The 17,780-nt window shown below is 68.5% G+C and carries 20 protein-coding genes; 10 read left to right on the plus strand and 10 right to left on the minus strand.

The genetic code is table 11. The features are described 5' to 3' along the window. The first annotated feature begins 2 nt into the window (after positions 1-2). From ctaD to OVA17_RS11895, 3 genes are read left to right on the plus strand one after another with little or no spacing between them, the layout of a single operon-like run. Positions 3-1,766 (plus strand): cytochrome c oxidase subunit I, encoded by a 1,764-nt coding sequence (gene ctaD / locus OVA17_RS11885; RefSeq protein ID WP_056227796.1) that lies wholly within the window; start codon positions 3-5, stop codon positions 1,764-1,766. 2 nt (positions 1,767-1,768) lie between these two features. Continuing rightward, positions 1,769-2,185: a cytochrome c oxidase subunit 4 gene (locus OVA17_RS11890; RefSeq protein WP_210076301.1), complete on the plus strand. Its 417-nt coding sequence runs from the start codon at positions 1,769-1,771 to the stop codon at positions 2,183-2,185. Between the two features lie 4 nt (positions 2,186-2,189). Then, positions 2,190-2,981 (plus strand): PP2C family protein-serine/threonine phosphatase, encoded by a 792-nt coding sequence (locus tag OVA17_RS11895; RefSeq protein ID WP_267786751.1) that lies wholly within the window; start codon positions 2,190-2,192, stop codon positions 2,979-2,981. Between the two features lie 50 nt (positions 2,982-3,031). On the opposite strand, the gene OVA17_RS11900 is transcribed toward OVA17_RS11895, so the two are convergent. The 6 genes from OVA17_RS11900 to OVA17_RS11925 all read right to left on the minus strand — a co-directional run bounded on the left by OVA17_RS11900 (position 3,032) and on the right by OVA17_RS11925 (position 9,055). Continuing rightward, complete coding sequence (locus OVA17_RS11900; RefSeq protein ID WP_267786753.1) at positions 3,032-3,982, minus strand: alpha/beta fold hydrolase; 951 nt, start codon at positions 3,980-3,982, stop codon at positions 3,032-3,034. Positions 3,983-4,019: 37 nt separating this feature from the next. Beyond that, the gene (locus OVA17_RS11905) at positions 4,020-4,427 is read right to left on the minus strand and encodes a rhodanese-like domain-containing protein (protein WP_267786754.1); all 408 of its coding nucleotides are present in this window, start codon (positions 4,425-4,427) and stop codon (positions 4,020-4,022) included. A 191-nt stretch (positions 4,428-4,618) separates the two neighbouring features. Continuing rightward, on the minus strand, positions 4,619-6,460 hold the full coding sequence (locus tag OVA17_RS11910) for a cytochrome b (protein WP_373458852.1): 1,842 nt from the start codon (positions 6,458-6,460) through the stop codon (positions 4,619-4,621). Beyond that, the gene (locus tag OVA17_RS11915; protein WP_210076290.1) at positions 6,457-7,515 is read right to left on the minus strand and encodes a ubiquinol-cytochrome c reductase iron-sulfur subunit; all 1,059 of its coding nucleotides are present in this window, start codon (positions 7,513-7,515) and stop codon (positions 6,457-6,459) included. Before OVA17_RS11915 ends, OVA17_RS11910 begins: the two co-directional genes overlap by 4 nt. A 39-nt stretch (positions 7,516-7,554) precedes the next feature. Further along, positions 7,555-8,367: a c-type cytochrome gene (locus OVA17_RS11920; RefSeq protein ID WP_210076288.1), complete on the minus strand. Its 813-nt coding sequence runs from the start codon at positions 8,365-8,367 to the stop codon at positions 7,555-7,557. A 16-nt stretch (positions 8,368-8,383) separates the two neighbouring features. After that, positions 8,384-9,055, minus strand: coding sequence for a cytochrome c oxidase subunit 3 (locus tag OVA17_RS11925; protein WP_094733763.1), 672 nt, complete (start codon positions 9,053-9,055; stop codon positions 8,384-8,386). Positions 9,056-9,187: 132 nt separating this feature from the next. Here OVA17_RS11925 and trpD point away from each other — a divergent pair, with 132 nt between their 5' ends. Together trpD and OVA17_RS11935 are read left to right on the plus strand one after the other, a co-directional pair. Next, a complete protein-coding gene (gene trpD / locus OVA17_RS11930; RefSeq protein ID WP_267786756.1) occupies positions 9,188-10,249 on the plus strand; it encodes an anthranilate phosphoribosyltransferase in 1,062 nt (353 codons plus the stop codon). A gap of 2 nt (positions 10,250-10,251) precedes the next feature. After that, entirely contained in the window at positions 10,252-11,244 is a 993-nt protein-coding gene (locus tag OVA17_RS11935) for a PHP domain-containing protein (protein ID WP_267786757.1), read from the plus strand. A gap of 6 nt (positions 11,245-11,250) precedes the next feature. Here OVA17_RS11935 and OVA17_RS11940 read toward each other — a convergent pair whose 3' ends face one another. After that, entirely contained in the window at positions 11,251-12,162 is a 912-nt protein-coding gene (locus tag OVA17_RS11940) for a 5'-3' exonuclease (RefSeq protein WP_267786758.1), read from the minus strand. A 48-nt stretch (positions 12,163-12,210) separates the two neighbouring features. On the opposite strand from OVA17_RS11940, the gene OVA17_RS11945 reads away from it, so the two are divergent. The 4 genes from OVA17_RS11945 (at position 12,211) to OVA17_RS11960 (ending at position 14,533) form a co-directional block, all read left to right on the plus strand. Further along, the gene (locus tag OVA17_RS11945) at positions 12,211-12,609 is read left to right on the plus strand and encodes a YchJ family protein (RefSeq protein WP_267786759.1); all 399 of its coding nucleotides are present in this window, start codon (positions 12,211-12,213) and stop codon (positions 12,607-12,609) included. Positions 12,610-12,700: 91 nt separating this feature from the next. Further along, complete coding sequence (locus tag OVA17_RS11950; protein WP_267786760.1) at positions 12,701-13,084, plus strand: PPOX class F420-dependent oxidoreductase; 384 nt, start codon at positions 12,701-12,703, stop codon at positions 13,082-13,084. A 1-nt stretch (position 13,085) separates the two neighbouring features. Further along, complete coding sequence (locus tag OVA17_RS11955) at positions 13,086-13,760, plus strand: SDR family oxidoreductase (protein ID WP_267786761.1); 675 nt, start codon at positions 13,086-13,088, stop codon at positions 13,758-13,760. Beyond that, positions 13,757-14,533, plus strand: a complete 777-nt coding sequence (locus tag OVA17_RS11960) for an isocitrate lyase/PEP mutase family protein (RefSeq protein WP_210076275.1) — start codon at positions 13,757-13,759, stop codon at positions 14,531-14,533. Before OVA17_RS11955 ends, OVA17_RS11960 begins: the two co-directional genes overlap by 4 nt. A 120-nt stretch (positions 14,534-14,653) precedes the next feature. Here OVA17_RS11960 and OVA17_RS11965 read toward each other — a convergent pair whose 3' ends face one another. From OVA17_RS11965 to OVA17_RS11975, 3 genes are all read right to left on the minus strand, one after another. Then, positions 14,654-15,307, minus strand: a complete 654-nt coding sequence (locus tag OVA17_RS11965) for an LON peptidase substrate-binding domain-containing protein (RefSeq protein WP_267786762.1) — start codon at positions 15,305-15,307, stop codon at positions 14,654-14,656. An 82-nt stretch (positions 15,308-15,389) separates the two neighbouring features. Next, entirely contained in the window at positions 15,390-16,445 is a 1,056-nt protein-coding gene (locus OVA17_RS11970; protein WP_267786763.1) for an FUSC family protein, read from the minus strand. Between the two features lie 2 nt (positions 16,446-16,447). Continuing rightward, positions 16,448-16,816: a winged helix-turn-helix transcriptional regulator gene (locus OVA17_RS11975; RefSeq protein ID WP_267786764.1), complete on the minus strand. Its 369-nt coding sequence runs from the start codon at positions 16,814-16,816 to the stop codon at positions 16,448-16,450. Between the two features lie 93 nt (positions 16,817-16,909). On the opposite strand from OVA17_RS11975, the gene OVA17_RS11980 reads away from it, so the two are divergent. Beyond that, positions 16,910-17,770 (plus strand): SDR family oxidoreductase, encoded by an 861-nt coding sequence (locus tag OVA17_RS11980; protein ID WP_267786766.1) that lies wholly within the window; start codon positions 16,910-16,912, stop codon positions 17,768-17,770. Positions 17,771-17,780 lie beyond the last annotated feature (10 nt).

The following is a 17,780-nucleotide window of genomic DNA, read 5'->3' on the forward strand; positions in this document are numbered from 1 at the left end:
TCATGGCCACGACGCTTCCGCTCCAGGGGACGGGCCCCTCGCGGCCGACGACTCTCCCGCCGCGTCAAGCCGCACTGCTCAGCACCACGCGTGTCGAGCAGAAGGGCAACCTGGTCGTCAAGTGGATCACGTCCACCGACCACAAGACCATCGGGTACATGTACCTGATCGCCTCCGTCATGTTCTTCATGCTCGGTGGTGTCATGGCGCTGATCATCCGCGCCGAGCTGTTCGAGCCGGGCATGCAGATCATCCCGACCAAAGAGCAGTACAACCAGCTCTTCACCATGCACGGCACGATCATGCTGCTCATGTTCGCGACGCCGTTGTTCGCGGGCTTCGCGAACGCGCTGCTGCCGTTGCAGATCGGCGCCCCCGACGTGGCGTTCCCCCGTCTGAACGCGTTCGCGTTCTGGCTGTTCCTGTTCGGGTCGACCATCGCCGTCTCCGGCTTCCTCACCCCGCAGGGCGCGGCCGGCTTCGGCTGGTTCGCCTACCAGCCACTCGCCAACGCCAGCTTCTCGCCGGGCGTCGGCGGCAACCTCTGGATGCTCGGTCTCGGCATCAGCGGTTTCGGCACGATCCTCGGTGCGGTCAACTTCATCACCACCGTGCTCACGATGCGTGCCCCCGGTATGACGATGTGGCGCATGCCGATCTTCTCGTGGAACACGCTGATCACCAGCATCCTGATCCTGCTTGCGTTCCCCGTGCTGGCCGCGGCCATCTTCGCCGCCGCCGCCGACCGCGTGCTCGGCGCCCACATCTACAGCCCCGAGAACGGCGGAGTGCTCCTCTGGCAGCACCTCTTCTGGTTCTTCGGACACCCCGAGGTGTACATCATCGCGCTGCCGTTCTTCGGCATCGTTTCCGAGATCTTCCCGGTCTTCAGCCGCAAGCCGATCTTCGGGTACAAGACCCTCGTGTACGCGACCATCGCGATCGCGGCCCTGTCTGTCGCGGTGTGGGCGCACCACATGTACGTCACCGGCGGTGTGCTGCTGCCGTTCTTCGCCCTCATGACGATGCTGATCGCGGTCCCGACCGGCGTGAAGATCTTCAACTGGATCGGAACGCTCTGGCGCGGCTCGGTCACCTTCGAGACGCCCATGGTCTTCGCCCTCGGCTTCCTCGTGTCGTTCGTCTTCGGTGGTCTGACCGGCGTCATCCTCGCGTCGCCCCCGCTCGACTTCCACCTGTCCGACTCGTACTTCGTGGTGGCCCACTTCCACTACGTCGTGTTCGGCACCGTGGTGTTCGCGATGTTCGCCGGCTTCTACTTCTGGTGGCCGAAGTGGACGGGCAAGATGCTCAACGAGCGTCTGGGCATGGTTCACTTCTGGATGCTGTTCATCGGCTTCCACATGACCTTCCTCATCCAGCACTGGCTGGGTGTCGACGGCATGGTCCGTCGCTACGCCGACTACGCGGCCGCTGATGGATGGACCTGGGAGAACCAACTCTCGACCGTCGGCTCGATGATCCTCGGCGCGTCGATGATCCCGTTCCTCCTGAACGTCTGGATCACCGCCCGCAAGGCGCCGCGCGTGACGGTCGACGACCCGTGGGGCTACGGTGCCTCGCTCGAGTGGGCCACCTCGTGCCCCCCGCCGCGTCACAACTTCACCTCGATCCCGCGTATCCGCAGTGAGCGTCCCGCCTTCGATCTGAACCACCCCGAGGCCGGTATCCCGGTCGGCGTGGGCCCCGCGAAGGACGCGCCCGAGGCGCCCGTGGTCGACTCTGCGGCTGGAGAGGTCAAGTAAGAATGCGTACCAACGTTGGACTCTGGTGGCTCCTGGCCGTCTTCGGCTTCCTGATCGCCGCCGTCTACACCGTCTGGAGTCTTCTCCAGCACGGTGGAGTCGAGTGGGTGGGCAGCGTCGCGCTCGTCTTCCTCGGACTGATGTCGTCGATGATCGCTTTCTACATCTCGCGCGTCATGAAGGCGCAGCGCGGTGATCTTCCCGAGGACACCCTCACGGCGGACATCGACGACGGTGACCCCGAGATGGGCGAGTTCAGCCCGTGGTCGTGGTGGCCCATCGTTCTCGCTGCCTCCGCGGCGATCGCGGTGATCGGTCTTGCCGTCGGAAGCTGGCTCGTCCCCGTCGGATTCGCGATCTTCGTCATCGCCATCGTCGGCTGGGTGTACGAGTACTACCGCGGGTACTTCGCGCGCTGATCCCGTGCCCATTCGGCTGAATGCGGCCGCCGTCTCCGACGCCGGCTCCCACCGTCCCACCAACCAGGACGCCGCTTTCTCGGCGTCCTGGGGTGCGGCGGTGGCAGATGGCGTCGGAGGAGGGCCTTCTGGAGACCTCGCGTCTGCTGCGCTCCTTCATCGCCTCGTCGCCACGCGCGGCGGCGGGATGGATGCCGACGGCTTGCTCGTGCGCATCCGCGAAGCGAACTGGGACATCCGCGCCCACGTCGAGCGTGACCCTGCGCTGCAGGGCATGGCGACGACGTTCACGGGTATCTTCCTCAGTGTGAGCGGCGAGCTGCTGCTCGCGCACACCGGCGACTCGCGGGCGTACCTGCTCCGCGACGGCGAGTTCACGCGCGAGACGCGTGATGATTCGTATGTTCAGGCGCTCGTCGACCACGGGATCATCCCTCCCGAGGCCGCGCAGGCGCACCCGCGGCGCAACATCATCACCGCTTCGCTCGGCGGTGCCGAGGGAGACGTCGTCTCCGTCGCCGAGCGTCCGCCGGTGGCCGGCGACAGATGGGTGCTCTGCAGCGACGGCCTGACCGACTACGTCCCCGAGGCGGATGTCGCCCGCCTCGTCGGCGAGGCGGCGGACCCGCGATCTGCCGCGGCCGCAGCTGTGGCGCTCGCGCTCGAGGCCGGCACGCGCGATAACGTGACCGTCGTCGTCTGCGATGTCGTCGACGACGATCAGACGGTGGGCGGCGACCCGGTGTTCTGCGGTTCTGCGGCGCGTTGGTTCGCCGAGGACGTCGAAACAGCCTGACGCGTCCGGCAACGAAGAGTCCGGTCAGGCTCGGTCTCGTCGATCGGCGTTCATCGCGATGCCCGGGCGAACGCGTCCATCGCTTCTTGAGAGAGTTCCGCGCTCCGCGGTCCACCGTGGCCGTCCTCTTCGACGATCTCGAGGCGGGATCCTGGCCAGGCGCGGTGCAGTCTCCACGCCGTCAATGCCGGCCCGCTGATGTCACGCCGTCCGTGGACGAGGACCCCGGGGATGCCGGCGAGCTGTTCTGCACGGGCGAGGATGGCCGCGTCACCGGTGAGGAAGCAGTCGCGCGCCCAGTAGTGCGAGACCAGGGTGGCGAAGTTTCGTCTGTGCCGCTCGTCGTCGTGCAGCGGACCCGGGGTGGAGAGCGGGCCCAGGGACATGTGGGTGGCCTCCCACTCGTCCCACTGGTCGGCGGCCACTTGGCGCATGTGCGGATCGCCCTGGGTCAAGAGCCGTGCGTAGCCCTCGATCGTGCGCTCATCCGCGCGCAGGAGCGAACGGAGGCGCTCATATGCCTCGGGGAACACCGGAGCGATGCCGTCGGTGATCCAATCGATCTCCCATCGCCCTCCGGTCGTGACGGCGAAGTTGACGATCTCCGTGACGCGATCGGGATGCTCGAGGGCGTACGCGAGCGCCAGGGTGGATCCCCACGACACTCCGTGCCAGAGCCAGCGGTCGATGCCGAGACGCACCCGCACCGCCTCGATATCGGCGAGGAGGTCGTCCATGGTCTGATGCTGCAGGCTGGAGAGGTCGTCCATCGCCCAGGGCTCGCTCCGCCCGCAACCGCGCTGATCGATCCCGACGATCAGATGAAGGGCGGGGTCGAACCGGCGTCGGTACCCGCCCTTGCCGAGATTCCCTCCGGGTCCGCCATGCAGATAGAGCGCTGGTCGCCCTCGCGGATTACCGGAGGTCTCCCAATACAGCCGGGCGCCGTCCGGCCTTTCCACGAACCCGGAGTCGAACGGTTCCAGAGGGGGATGCTGCATCTCGGCAGCCTAACGGCATCCCGTGTCGTGTTCGAGGTTAGGAGCGGACGACCATGACCGTCGGGTCGAAGACCCGCTCGCAGGGACCCTGGTCGTTCTCGAAGGGCTGGCCCTCACGTACCCAGTACTCGTAGCCGCCGATCATCTCGCGGACCTCGTAGCCGAGGCGGGCGAAGGCGAGGGCGCCCTTCTGCCCGGCGTTGCAGCCGGGGCTCCAGCAGTACACCACGACGGGGGTATCGAGCGCGATCTCGAGAGGTGCGCGATCGTCGATGTCTCGATACGGCATGTGAACGGCGCCCGTGATGCGTCCCTGCGCCCAGGCCTCGTTGCCGCGCACGTCGACGAGCACAAAGCGGTCGCCGTTCTTCTGGGCCGCGTACACGTCGCTGGGGTCGGTCTCGAAGGCGAGGCGGCGCGAGAAGTAATCCTGAGCGTCGGTCATGTCTCCCACGTTAGGGGAGCGCGTCACGCCGGGGGAGGAGCACGGATGCCATTCCGCGGTGCCTGCCTGCCAGACCCTCTCCGCGTGGATGGAGGTGTGGCTCGGGCTACGTGTCTCTCGCGGACGTGAGGCACGGCGGGGAGAACGCAAGAACCCCGGTGCCGAAGCACCGGGGTTCTTGGGGGAGGCGATCACTCGCTCTTGTCGCCCTCCGGGCGGTTGCGCTCTTCGAGACCCTTGGGAGCCGGGATCTCGACCTCGGTACGCTCACCCACCGCGTTACGGGGGCGACCATCCTCGTCGGCACGAGCGTTGGCGCCCGCGATCTCGTCGGCCTCTTCGTGATCGATGTGGTCGAGTTCGTGGTGCTGGTGAGCCACCGCGGCGTCGAGCTCGGCCTGCGTGAGGGGAGCGAGACGATCCTCGAAGAACCAGCGCGACACGGAACCGCGGACGTTCTCGTACCAGGGGATCTCACCCTTGGCGTTGGGACGCACGACCAGCGGCTCGTAGGTCTCGTTGTCGATCAGCTTCCAGCGCTCGTACTCGTCGACGGGCTGGTGGACCTCGATGTACTCGCCACCGGGGAGACGGACGATGCGACCGGACTCATAGCCGTGCAGCGCGATCTCGCGGTCCTTCTTCTGCAGCGCGATGCAGACGCGCTTCGCGATGAAGTAGGCGAGGATCGGACCCAGGATCAGCAGGGCCTGCAGGACGTGGATGACACCTTCCATCGTGAGGTGGAAGTGCGTCGCGATGATGTCGGACGACGCAGCCGCCCACATCACGGCGTAGAACGTCACGCCGGCGGCGCCGATCGCGGTGCGCGTCGCGGCGTTGCGCGGACGCTGGGCGATGTGGTGCTCGCGCTTGTCTCCGGTCACCCAGGCCTCGATGAAGGGGTACACGAGAACCAGGACGATGAACAGCCCCAGCACGCCGACGGGGATGATGATGTTCCACGAGAAGGTGTGGTCCCAGAGCACGAACTCGAGGTGCGGCGGGATCAGACGGAGCATGCCGTCGGCGAAGCCGATGTACCAGTCGGGCTGCGTTCCCGCGGAGACCGGGGAGGGGTCGTACGGACCGTAGTTCCAGATGGGGTTGATGGTCACGAGAGCAGCGATCAGCACGATCACACCGAACGTGATGAAGAAGAAGCCACCCATCTTGGAGGCGTAGACCGGGAGCATCGGGTAGCCCACGACGTTGCTGTTCGTGCGGGCGGGGCCGGCGAACTGGGTGTGCTTGTTGATGATCATCAGCATGAGGTGCACCGCGAGGAGCGCCACGAGGATCGCCGGCAGCAGCAGGATGTGCAGCGTGTAGAGGCGTCCGACGATCGCGGTACCGGGGAACTCGCCACCGAAGAGCAGGAACGACGTCCACGTGCCGATGATCGGCAGACCCTTGATCATGCCGTCGATGATGCGCAGGCCGTTGCCGGACAGCAGGTCGTCAGGGAGCGAGTATCCGGTGAAGCCCTCGGCCATCGCGAGGATGAACAGGATGAAGCCGACGACCCAGTTGAGCTCGCGGGGCTTGCGGAACGCGCCCGTGAAGAACACGCGGAGCATGTGCACGCCGATACCGGCGACGAACACGAGCGCAGCCCAGTGGTGGATCTGGCGAACGAGCAGGCCGCCGCGCAGGTCGAACGAGATGTGCAGAGCCGACTCCATGGCGGCGGACATCGCGATACCGCGCATGGGCTCGTACGCACCGTTGTAGTGCGTCTCGACCATCGAGGCCTGGAAGAAGAACGTCAGGAAGGTGCCGGAGAGCAGCACGACGACGAAGCTCCACAGAGCGATCTCGCCGAGCATGAACGACCAGTGGTCGGGGAAGACCTTGCGGCCGAGCTCCTTGACGATGCCCGACATACTCGTGCGCTCGTCCATGTAGTTCGCGACCGAGCCGACGAAGCGGCCGCCGAGCGGCTTGCCGTCGCGCCCGCTCGTCGCGGGGGGACCCGCGTGCACCGCGGGTTCGGTGGTGACGTTCTCGGTGGGATGGGTACCGATGCTCATGAGCGCTCCCAGAAGCTGGGGCCGACGGGCTCGTGGAAGTCACTCTGCGCGACGAGGTAACCCTCGGCGTCGACGGTGATGGGGAGCTGCGGCAGGGGACGGGCGGCCGGGCCGAAGATGACGGCCGCACCGTTGGCGACGTCGAACTGCGACTGGTGGCAGGGGCACAGGAGGTGGTGGGTCTGCTGCTCGTAGAGCGCGACGGGGCAACCGACGTGGGTGCAGACCTTCGAGTACGCGATGATGCCGTCGTACGACCAGTCCAGATTGTTGGTCTCGGGGTTGAGCTGCTCAGGCTGCATGCGCATGAGCAGAACGATCGCCTTGGCCTTCTCTTCGAGGTAGCCCTCGTCGTGGCCCAGGCCCGCGAGTTCCTCGGGGATCACGTGGAAGGCGGACCCCAGGGTCACGTCCGCCGCGCGGATCGGACGACCCGAGGGGTCGTGCGTCAGGCGCATGCCCTCTTTCCACATGGTGTGGCTGAGGAGCTTCACCGGGTCCTGGTCCTGCGGCGCCAAGCCTCGGAACAGCGTGATACCCGGGATGACCGAGGCAGCCAGGGCGGCGAACATCGAGTTGCGAATGATCTCACGACGTCCGAACCCCGAGTCCTTGTCGGCCTCGGCGAAGACATTGATCGCACCCTCGCGGACCTCGTCACGGCCACGGGTGGCGTGACGGTCCTCGATGTACTCCTTGTCGGACATGACCGACTTGCCCCAGTGAATGGTGCCGATGCCGATCGCCAGCAGCGCGAAGGCGATGCCGAGTCCGATGAAGAGGTTGTTGTACCGGATGTCGATCAGCGCGCCCGACTCGATCGGGAAGATCATGTAGGCGATGCTCGCCCAGATGCTCGCCGCGACCGAGAAGTAGAACAGGGTGTAGACCGTGCGAACCGCACGCTTCATCGCCTGCGGGTCCTGGTCGGTCATGCGCTGACGGTGGCCGGGAAGGCCGGGGTTCTGTACGGCGTCGGGAACCGCGACGGCGAGCCCCGAGGTGGGCTTCCAGGAAGCCCTCTCGTGCTCGAGTGCGTCGTCCTCGTGTGCCATGGTGCTCCTCGTGCGTTTACGTAATGTCGAAGACGACGGTCAGTTGGACTTCGCCGTGATCCACACGGTCAGGGCTATGAGCGCCCCGATACCGAAGATCCAGATGAACAGACCCTCCGAGACCGGGCCGAGCGAACCGAGGGCGTAGCCACCGGGCGAGTCGCTCTTCTGCAGGTACATCAGGTAGGAGATGACGTCGCGCTTGTCTTCGGGGGTGAGGTTCAGGTCGTTGAACACCGGCATGTTCTGGGGGCCGGTGACCATGGCCGCGTAGATGTTGACCGGGGTGGTGGTGTGCAGGTCGGGGGCGTACTTGCCCTCGGTGAGCGCGCCACCGGCGCCGGCCACGTTGTGGCACATGGCGCAGTTGATGCGGAAGAGCTCTGCGCCGTGCGACAGGTCGCCCTGACCGTCGACCAGGTCTTCGGTGGGGTAGCTCGGGCCGGGGGCCGATGACTGGACGTACGCGGCGATCGCGTTGACCTGCTCCTCGGTGAACTGCACGGGCTTGACCGGAGCCTGCGGACCCTGGGCCTGCAACGGCATACGACCGGTCGACACCTGGAAGTGCACCGAGAGCTCGCCGACGCCGAAGAGCGACGGGCCCTGCTGGCTGCCCTGCAGGTCGAGACCATGGCACGTGGCGCAGTTGGCCTGGAAGAGCTTCTGCCCTTCTTCGACCGCCGACGCCGAGTTCGCCTCGCTCGTGGGGGTGCTGGAGGTGGCGGCCATCGCGGCCGATGCGCCGGCGTAGACGCCTCCGGTCAGGAGGAGTCCGATGCCGATGAGCGCGGCGGCGGCCAGGGGGCTACGACGCCCGGACGCCCGACGAGTCTTCTTCTCGCGTGCCATGTGGAGTACTGCTCTCTTACTTGAGGAAGTAGATGACGAAGAACAGGGCGATCCAGACGACGTCGACGAAGTGCCAGTAGTACGACACGACGATCGAGGTGGTCATCTCTTTCCGACCGAAGTTCTTCACGGCGTACGCACGGCCGATCACGAGCAGGAAGGCGATGAGGCCACCCGTCACGTGCAGGGCGTGGAAGCCGGTGGTGATGTAGAAAGCCGAGGCGTAGGGGTTGGCGCTGATGGGCATGCCTTCGGCTACCAGGGTCGCGTACTCCCACACCTGACCCGACACGAAGACCGCGCCGAGGATGAAGGTGAGGTAGAACCACTCCACCATTCCCCACTTCAGGAAGCCGGTGGCCTTGCCGGTGCGGTACGGCTGGTACCGCTCCGCGGCGAAGACGCCCATCTGGCAGGTGACCGAAGACAGCACGAGGATGATCGTGTTGACGGTCGCGAAGGGAACGTTCAGCAGCTGCGTCTCTTCGGCCCACAGAGAGGCCGACGTGCTGCGGAGGGTGAAGTAGATCGCGAACAGGCCGGCGAAGAACATGACCTCGCTGCCCAGCCACACGATGGTGCCCACGGCGACCGGGTCGGGCCGCTTCACGGCACGCACAGCCTGGGAATACGTCGCTGAGGTCGTCACCGTTCCATTATGCGCGATCCGAGAGCCCGATATTCCCATCCCTACCCTGCGATATTCCATCGTCGAGACTTAGGGAAGCCTCAGAATCTCCAAGTAATCCCCGGTACGGAGGCTGTTTCGTCGGCGGGTGCGGAGCGCTGTCGCGCGACACGCGTGTGGAAGGATCATGGCATGGCGGAACGTTTCACCTGGCCCGATCTCCTCACGTCGTTGCTGGCCGGCGACGACCTCAGCGTGTCGGAGTCCACCTGGGCCATGCGCAAGGTCATGGCGGGGGAGGCGACGCCCTCTCAACTCGGCGGGTTCCTCATGGCGCTGCGGGCCAAGGGCGAGACGGTCGAGGAGATCGTCGGCTTCCGCGACGCGATCCTCGAAGCCGCGGTGCCCCTCCCGGTCCGCGCCGATGTCCTCGACATCGTCGGTACGGGCGGCGACCGCTACGGCACCGTGAACATCTCGACGATGGCGGCTGTCGTGGCCGCGGCATCCGGCGTTCCCGTCGTCAAGCACGGCAACCGTGCCGCGAGCTCGGCCTCGGGGTCTTCGGACGTGTTGTCGTCTCTGGGGATCGGGTTGACGTTGTCGCCCGAGAAGGTCGCCGAGATCCTGGACCGCACGGGCATCACCTTCGCTTTCGCCTCGGCCTTCCACCCGGGCTTCCGCCACGCAGCGGCCACCCGGTCGGAGCTCGGCGTGCCGACGGTGTTCAACTTCCTCGGCCCGCTCTGCAACCCCGCGCGCGCCGAGGCCAATGCGGTGGGCGTCGCGCACCTCGACCGCGTTCCGCTCATCACGGGCGTCTTCCGCACGCGCGGAGCGACCGCCCTGGTGTTCCGCGGCGACGACGGTCTCGACGAGCTGACCACCACCGGGCACAGCCGGGTGTGGGAGATCAGCCGCGGTGACGTCCACGAGCACGACCTGGATCCGCGCGATCTCGGCATCCCGCTCGCCGACATGGACGACCTGCTGGGTGGGTCTCCCGACCACAACGCCGCCGTGGTGCGGCGCGTGCTCGGCGGCGACCTCGGGGCCGTGCGCGACATCGTGCTGCTGAACGCCGCGGCCGGTCTGGTGTCGTTCCGACTGTTCCAGGATGCCGCGCAGGTGCAGCGTCCGATCCTCGAGCGACTGGCCGAGGCCATGGCCGATGCCGCGGCCGCCATCGACGACGGCCGCGCCTCCGCGAAGCTCGACGACTGGGTCGAGGCGTCGAGAGCGCTGGCGGAGTAGCCGTGGACCCGCTCGACGCGCTCACGGAGATCGCGTACCTGCTCGAGCGGGAGCGATCCTCGCGGTACAAGTCGAAGGCCTTCCGCACGGCGGCTGCCGCGATCGCGGGCTTGAGCGACGCGCAACTGCGCGATCCTGCATTGCGTCGTCGTGCGGGCATCGGCGAGTCCACCTTCTCGGTCATCCAGCAGGCGCTCGCGGGCCAGGTGCCCGAGCGCCTGGCGAAGCTGCGCGCCGAATCGGCGCCGGTGGGAGGCTCCGAGCTGCGGGCGCAGCTGAGAGGCGACCTGCACAGCCACAGCGAGTGGTCCGACGGACTGACGCCGATCGAGGCCATGGTCGACGCGGCGCGCGGACTCGGTCACGAGTACCTCGCCCTCACCGATCACTCTCCGCGACTCACCGTCGCGAACGGACTCTCGCCCGAGCGGCTCCGCGCGCAGATGGACATCGTGCGCGGTCATCGGGGCGACGGGTTCACGCTCCTCAGCGGCATCGAGGTCGACATCCTCGACGACGGTGCCCTCGACCAGGAGGACGAGCTGCTGCACGCGCTCGATGTGGTCGTGGCATCCGCTCATTCCAAGCTGCGCATGGAACGCGGGCCCATGACGAAACGGCTCGTCGCGGCGGCGAGCGACCCGCGGGTCGACGTGCTCGGGCATGTGACCGGCCGGCTCGTGGAGGGAGCGCGGGGGACGCGACCTCGATCGGAGTTCGATGCGCGCGAGGTCTTCGCGGCGGCGGCGGCCTCGGGTGTGGCGGTGGAGATCAATTCGCGACCCGAGCGACAGGATCCTCCGGACGACCTGCTGGCTCTCGCGATCGAGGCGGGATGCCTCTTCGCGATCGATTCGGACGCGCACGCTCCCGGTCAGCTGTCGCTGCTGGACTTCGGTGCCGCGCGCGCCGAGGCTCTGCAGGTGCCCGTCGACCGGATCGTCACGACCTGGCCGCTCGAGCGCTTGCGCGCCTGGCTCGAGCGCGGTCGCTGAGCCCGCTCAGGCGGGGAGGGCGGCCAGCGCCCTCGTCATCGACGATCCGAGGTTCCAGCGTTCGGCGAGTTCTTCGGCGGCGGACCGGTCCACGGGACCGAGGCGGTCGTCGAAGGGCTCGAGGTCGAGCTCGCGCGCGACGCGCACCACGGTCGGGGCGACCTCGAGGTAGTCCGCGGCGGCGGCGATCCTCGCGCGCTGGGCGGGTGTTCCCGCGGTGCCCTCGAGGACCCCCGCGCGGATGCCGTCGAGGTCGCCGCACGCGGTGAGCAGCGCCGCCGCGGACTTCTCGCCGATGCCCGAAACGCCGGGCAGCCCGTCGGAGGGGTCGCCGCGCAGCACCGCGAAGTCGGCGTACTGCTTGGCGTGGACGCCGTACTTGGTGAAGACGGCCGCGTCGTCGACGAGCTCGAGATTGCTCATCCCTCGAGCGGTGTAGACGATCCGGATGCCGCGATCGTCGTCGACCAGTTGGAAGAGGTCGCGGTCGCCGGTGACGACGTCGACCGGGACGTCGGCGCGCGTGGCGAGGACCCCGATGACGTCGTCGGCCTCGTGCTCGGCGGCGCCCACCACGGGGATGCCGAGCACGGCCAGCGCCTCGCGGATGAGGGGGATCTGCGCTTCGAGCGGATCGGGGACCTCCTCGACGTCGGGCCCGGCGGGAACGGCCTCGACCACGCGGTGGGCCTTGTAGCTCGGCAGGAGATCGACGCGCCACGCGGGGCGCCAGTCGTCGTCCCAGCAGGCGACGAGCCGCGAGGGCTCGTATGCCGTGACCAGCTTCGCGATCATGTCGAGCAGGCCCCGCACGGCGTTCACCGACGAGCCGTCGGCCGCCTTGACCTTTTCGGGTACCCCGTAGAACGCGCGGAAATAGAGCGAGGCGGTGTCGAGGAGCATGAGGCGATCGGTCACGCCCTCGATCCTGGCACGCGGGGTGGCCCGCTGACCTAGAGTGGCCGGATGTCCTTCGGCTCCGCCTCGTATCGTCCGGCACCGGATGCCGCGTGCCCGTGCGGTCGCGCTCCCTTCGGCGAGTGCTGCGGACCGATCCTGGACGGCGCGGTCGCCCCGAGCGCGGAACGGTTGATGCGTTCGCGTTACACCGCGTTCTCGGTCGGCGACGCGGGGCATCTGGCCAGGTCATGGCATCCGCGTACCCGCCCCGACGACATCGTCGTCGACGACGGCACGGAGTGGACGGCGCTCGTGATCGAGGATGCCTCCGACGACGGCGATGCCGCGACCGTGACCTTCCGCGCCGCATGGCGGCATGGCCGTGAGCGTGGCGAGTTGCGCGAACGCAGCCGGTTCGCGCGGCGCGGCGGGCGCTGGGTCTACGTGGACGGCGACGTCGACTGACACGGAGCCGCTCGCGGGGGTCGTCAAGCCCGCGGGGCATGTCGGGGGTGGTGCGTAGGGTCGGTCCAGGATCCTCGGCGAAAGGACACGGATGATCCTCGACGAACACCGCGACCTCCTCGAGAACCCGAACTACGGCAGCCTCGGTACCGTTCGCCCCGACGGCACGGTGCAGGTCAATCCGATGTGGTTCGAGTTCGACGGGGAGCACCTGCTCTTCACCCACACCTCGACGCGGCAGAAGTTCCGCAACCTGCAGCGCAACCCCTCGATGAGCCTGATGGTGTTCGATCCCGAACGCCCGTATCGCTATGTCGAGGTGCGCGGGCGTCTGATCGCGGCCGAGCCCGACCCGACAGGGGCGTTCTACGTGCGCCTCGGGCGGCGCTACGGCAACGCCGAGCAGGCGGCTCCGCCGGACAGCGCGGATCGAGTGATCCTGAAGATGTCGATCGACAAAGTAGGAGGACAGTGACATGGAACGCATCGTGATCGTGGGAGGGCACGGCAAGGTGGCCCTCCATCTGGCTCGGCTGCTCGCCGACCGTGGAGACGAGGCGACGTCGGTCATCCGCGCGGCGGAGCAGTCGTCCGACATCGAGAGCGCGGGCGCCACGCCGCTCGTGCTCGATGTCGAGAAGGCCGATGTGGGCGAGATGGTCGAGGCCTTCTCGGGAGCGGATGCCGTGGTCTGGTCGGCGGGAGCGGGCGGCGGCAGCGCCGAGCGCACGTACGCGGTCGACCGCGATGCCGCGCAACGAGCGATCGACGCGGCCTCGAAGGCCGGCGTGCGGCGCTTCGTCATGGTCTCGTGGATTGGCTCGACGCCCGACCACGGCATCGACCCCAATGACGCGTTCTTCGCTTACGCGGATGCGAAGCTCGCGGCCGACGACCACCTGCGCGCCAGCGATCTGGACTGGACGATCCTCGGCCCCGGGACGCTCACCACGGACGAGCCCACGGGTCGCATCACCACGGCGCCGCAGGGCAAGGCCGAGGTCTCGCGAGCCGACGTCGCGGCCGTCGCGGCGGCCGTACTCCTCCAGCCCGCCACGGTGGGGCGCTTCATCCGCTTCGGCGCCGGGCAGACCCCGATCGCCGAGGCCATCGTGGCCGATGCCGGTCGCACGAACGGAGAACAGGCATGAACGCTCTGAGCGAGAAGGCCGAGGCCTTCGCGAAGCTGCACACGGCGCCCGAGATCCTGCGGGTCGTGAACATCTGGGACGTCGTCTCGGCCCGTGCGGTCGCCGCCCTGCCCGAGACCAAGGCCCTGGCCACGGCCGGACACTCGATCGCCGCCACCTTCGGTTACGAGGACGGCGAGAACATCCCGCTCGAGGTCATGCTCGACATGGTGGGACGCATCGTCGCGGCGGTGGATGTGCCGGTGACCGCCGACCTCGACGCCGGCTTCGGCAACCCCGGCGAGACGACGCGCCGCGCGATCGGCGTCGGCATCGTCGGCGCCAACGTCGAGGACCGGGTCAAGCCGTTCGACGAGGCGGTGGCAGCGGTCGAGGCCGTCATCGCGGCGGGGGAGGCCGAGGGCGTGCCCTTCGTGCTCAACGCGCGCACCGACGTGTTCGTCAAGGGCGGCGATCGCCCGCTCGACGAGAAGATCGCGGATGCCGTGAAGCGCGGACGCGCCTTCCTCGATGCCGGAGCGACCTCGGTGTTCGTCCCCGGTCTTCTGGACGCGGAGACGACCCGTCGGCTGGTCGAGGGTCTGGGAGAGCAGCGTCTGAGCGTCATCGGCTTCCCCGGGGCGCTCTCGGCCGGCGAGTACGAGAAGCTCGGTGTCGCCCGGATCTCGTACGGTCCGCTCACTCAGCGGGTCGCGCTGACCTCGCTGCAGGATCTCGCGATCGATCTCTACGGCGACGGGGTCATCCCCTCGTCGGTGCGCGAACTCAACTGACGAGAGTCGGGACGTCGCTCCTCGGCGCGGCGTCCCGGCCGGCTCCTGGTCGGGACGCCGGCGCTGACGCGATGCGGCGCCCCGGCATTGCCCGCCCGCGGTGGCGGGCGGCGGTGCGTTTCAGTCCGCGTCGCTCGGGCCCTCGTCGTCGACGATGATCACGCCGTCGGGGACGGGGTCGCCGAGCAGCGGCTCGGCCGCGAGCGTGAGGTCGATGGTCGCACGCAGCAACCCGCCGAGGGTCGCCGACCGCAGCAGCTCCATTTGATCGAGCTCGCCGAGCGGGGCGATCGCTGCAACCTGCCAGGCGCGGGGGAGCGGTTCCTCGGCCAGCTCCACCTCGGGATCCCACCGCGTGCCGCCGAACATCTGGGCGCGGCCCAGGACACGACGGACGATCCTCTCGGCCTCTTCGAGCAGGGGGAGCAGGGCGTCGTTCCACTCGAGATCGGGGAGCGCGCGCACGTCTGCCCGCGGGTAGGGGTCGTCGTCGAGCCACTCGACGATCTCGAAGCGTTCGGTTCCGAGAGCGACGATCTGCATCTGTCCGGCCTGCGGCACGACCTGGCTCAGCTGTGCCATCGTCCCGAGGGGGAAGCGCTGGTCGCCTCCGCCGGTCTCGCTGCCGCGCTCGATGAGGACGACGCCGAAGGCGGGATCCGTCTCGTCGAGCAGACGCCCAAGCATGACCAGATAGCGCTCCTCGAAGATCCGCAGCGCGAGGGGCGTGTGCGGGAAGAGGACGGCCCCGAGGGGGAACATCGCGGTACCCATGCGCTCAGTCAATCAGGGGCGGGCGGACGCGGGGCCGGGGGAGCGCGATCAGCGAGCGAGTTCCCAGGTCGGCCGTGCGCTCTCAGTCCTGGTCGCCGCGCAGCGTCTCGTGGATGCGGTGCAGGTCCATGAGCAGAGAGCCCACGAGCACCCAGTGCGCGGTCGACGGCGTGCGGATCTGCAGGGGGCGGGTGAGGGCCGGCTCTTCCTCGGCGACGCGCTCGGGACCCGCGTCGAGGGCGAACGCCAGCCGCACGTCGTGGGCGGCGCGGTGCAGCTGCTCGGCGATCGCGCGGACGGCCGGTTCGTCGACGATCGTCGGCTCGTAGCCGTCGTAGACGGCGCGCGTCATGCCGATCGTCTGCGTGACGACGGGGCTGAAGCGCTCGACGAGCGCATCCATCTCCGCGAGGGCGGTACGGTGCCGACCGCTCCGAGGGTTCAGCGCCAGCGAGTCGGCACCGTCGCGGATCGCGTCGGCCGCGGCATCCCGAACCGGACGCAGGAGGCGCGCTTCGAGCAGGAGCCCCTCGGCAGAGGCCGACGTCTGCGGTGTCTCGAGGGCGTCTGCGAGACGCTCCAGTGCCGCCGCCAGTTCGCGACCGAGGATGTCGACCTTCGTGCGCGCGGTGGGGACGAGGACGGGGGGAACGAGCACGGCGTTGACGACGATGCCGATGGCCGCGCCGATCAGCGTCTCGAGGACGCGGTCGAGGGCGTAGTTCGGGGTCGCCGTGCCGAGGGCGAGCACGAGCAGGGCGCTGATCGCGATCTGGTTCGTCGCTCCGGCGGAGATGCGCGCCGCCCACGCGACCAGCAGGGCGACTCCCGCCGAGAGCAACGCGACCCACGGGTGCGAGCCGAACACGAGGCCGAGCAGGGCCGCGATGAGCACGCCGACGATCACCCCGACGCTGCGCTCGACCGCCCTCGTGAAGGACTGGTTGATGCTCGGCTGGACCACCAGCAGCGCGGCGATGGCGGCGAAGATCGGGGGCGGGCCCTGGACGAGCCAGCCGGCCAGCAGCCATGCGGCCACGATCGCGATGGCCGATTTGGCGACCTGCAGCAGCGGCACGCGCCGCGGGGCGCGGAAGGTGAGGCTGTCGCGCATGGCGCGGGCGGAGGGGACGCGCACCCTCACTCCCGTCGTCCGACGATGTCGGCAGCGTTCTCGGCGACCCATCCCATGAGCGGAATGACGTGCGTCATGAGGCCGCGCCCGAGGTCGGTGAGGCCGTACTCGACGCGGGGTGGAACCTCGGGATAGGCCGTGCGGAGGACGAGGCCGTCGGCCTCCAGCGTCTTCAGCGTGCTCGCGAGCATCTTCTCGCTGATGCCCTCGATGTTGCGCCGGAGGGCTCCCCAGCGCTGCGTGCCGTCCGAGAGGGCGAGCAGCACCAGGACCCCCCATTTGCCCATGACGTGATCGAGGACCGTGCGTGTGGGGCACCCGTCGGCGAAGAGTCCGGGGTGTTCGGCGCGCATCGACGCAAGACTGACGCTCATGTAAGTACCTAACCAGAAAGTGGGTACCGGCATTCTGGAATGTGACGAGCCACGGGGCGTTGAGCCCGACGAACCCACCGAAAGGATTCCATCATGACCCTCCTCGTCACCGCCGCCTCCGGCCACCTCGGGCGCCTCGTCGTCGACGCTCTGCTCGAGCGCGGCATCGCGGCCTCCGACATCGTCGCCGGTGTGCGCACCCCCGCCAAGGTCGACGACCTCGCCGCCCGCGGCATCGCCGTCGCCGAGCTCGATTACGCGCGCCCCGAGACGATCGCCCCCGCCCTCGAGGGCGTGACCCGCGTTCTGCTCATCTCCGGCACCGACGCCGACCGCGTCGCGGGCCACCGCAACGTCATCGACGCCGTCCGCGCCGCCGGTGTCGAGCGCCTCGTCTACACCAGCGCCCCCCGCGTCGACGAGATCGACTACGCCCTCGGGGCCGATCACAAGGCGACCGAGCAGGCGATCGCCGCGGCGGGCGTCAGCGCCACCATCCTCCGCCACAACTGGTACACGGAGAACTACCTCGACGCGGTCTCCCGCGCGGCGGACACCGGCGAGATCGTCGCGGCAACGGGTGACGCGCGCGTCGCCAGCGCGAGTCGTCGCGACTACGCCGAGGCGGCGGCCATCGCCCTCACCACCGACGACCTCGCCGACCGCACGATCGAGGTCGGCGGCGACGTCGCGTGGACCTACGACGAACTCGCCGCAGCCGCGACGGAGGTGCTCGGCCGTCCGGTGAGCTACACGCGCGTCTCGGTCGAGCAGCTGACGGAGGGTCTGAAAGCGGCGGGACTGGATGCCGGCACGGCGGCGTTCGTGGCGGGGATCGACGACGCGATCGCTCGCGGCGCACTGGAGAAGACCGACGGTTCGCTCTCGCGCATCATCGGGCGTCCCACCACGCCGCTGATCGAGGGCCTGCGCGAGGGTCTCGCCGCTCGCTGAGCGTCGGGCA

Source organism: Microbacterium sp. SL75 (assembly GCF_026625865.1).
In the GTDB taxonomy this organism is placed as follows: Bacteria; Actinomycetota; Actinomycetes; order Actinomycetales; family Microbacteriaceae; genus Microbacterium.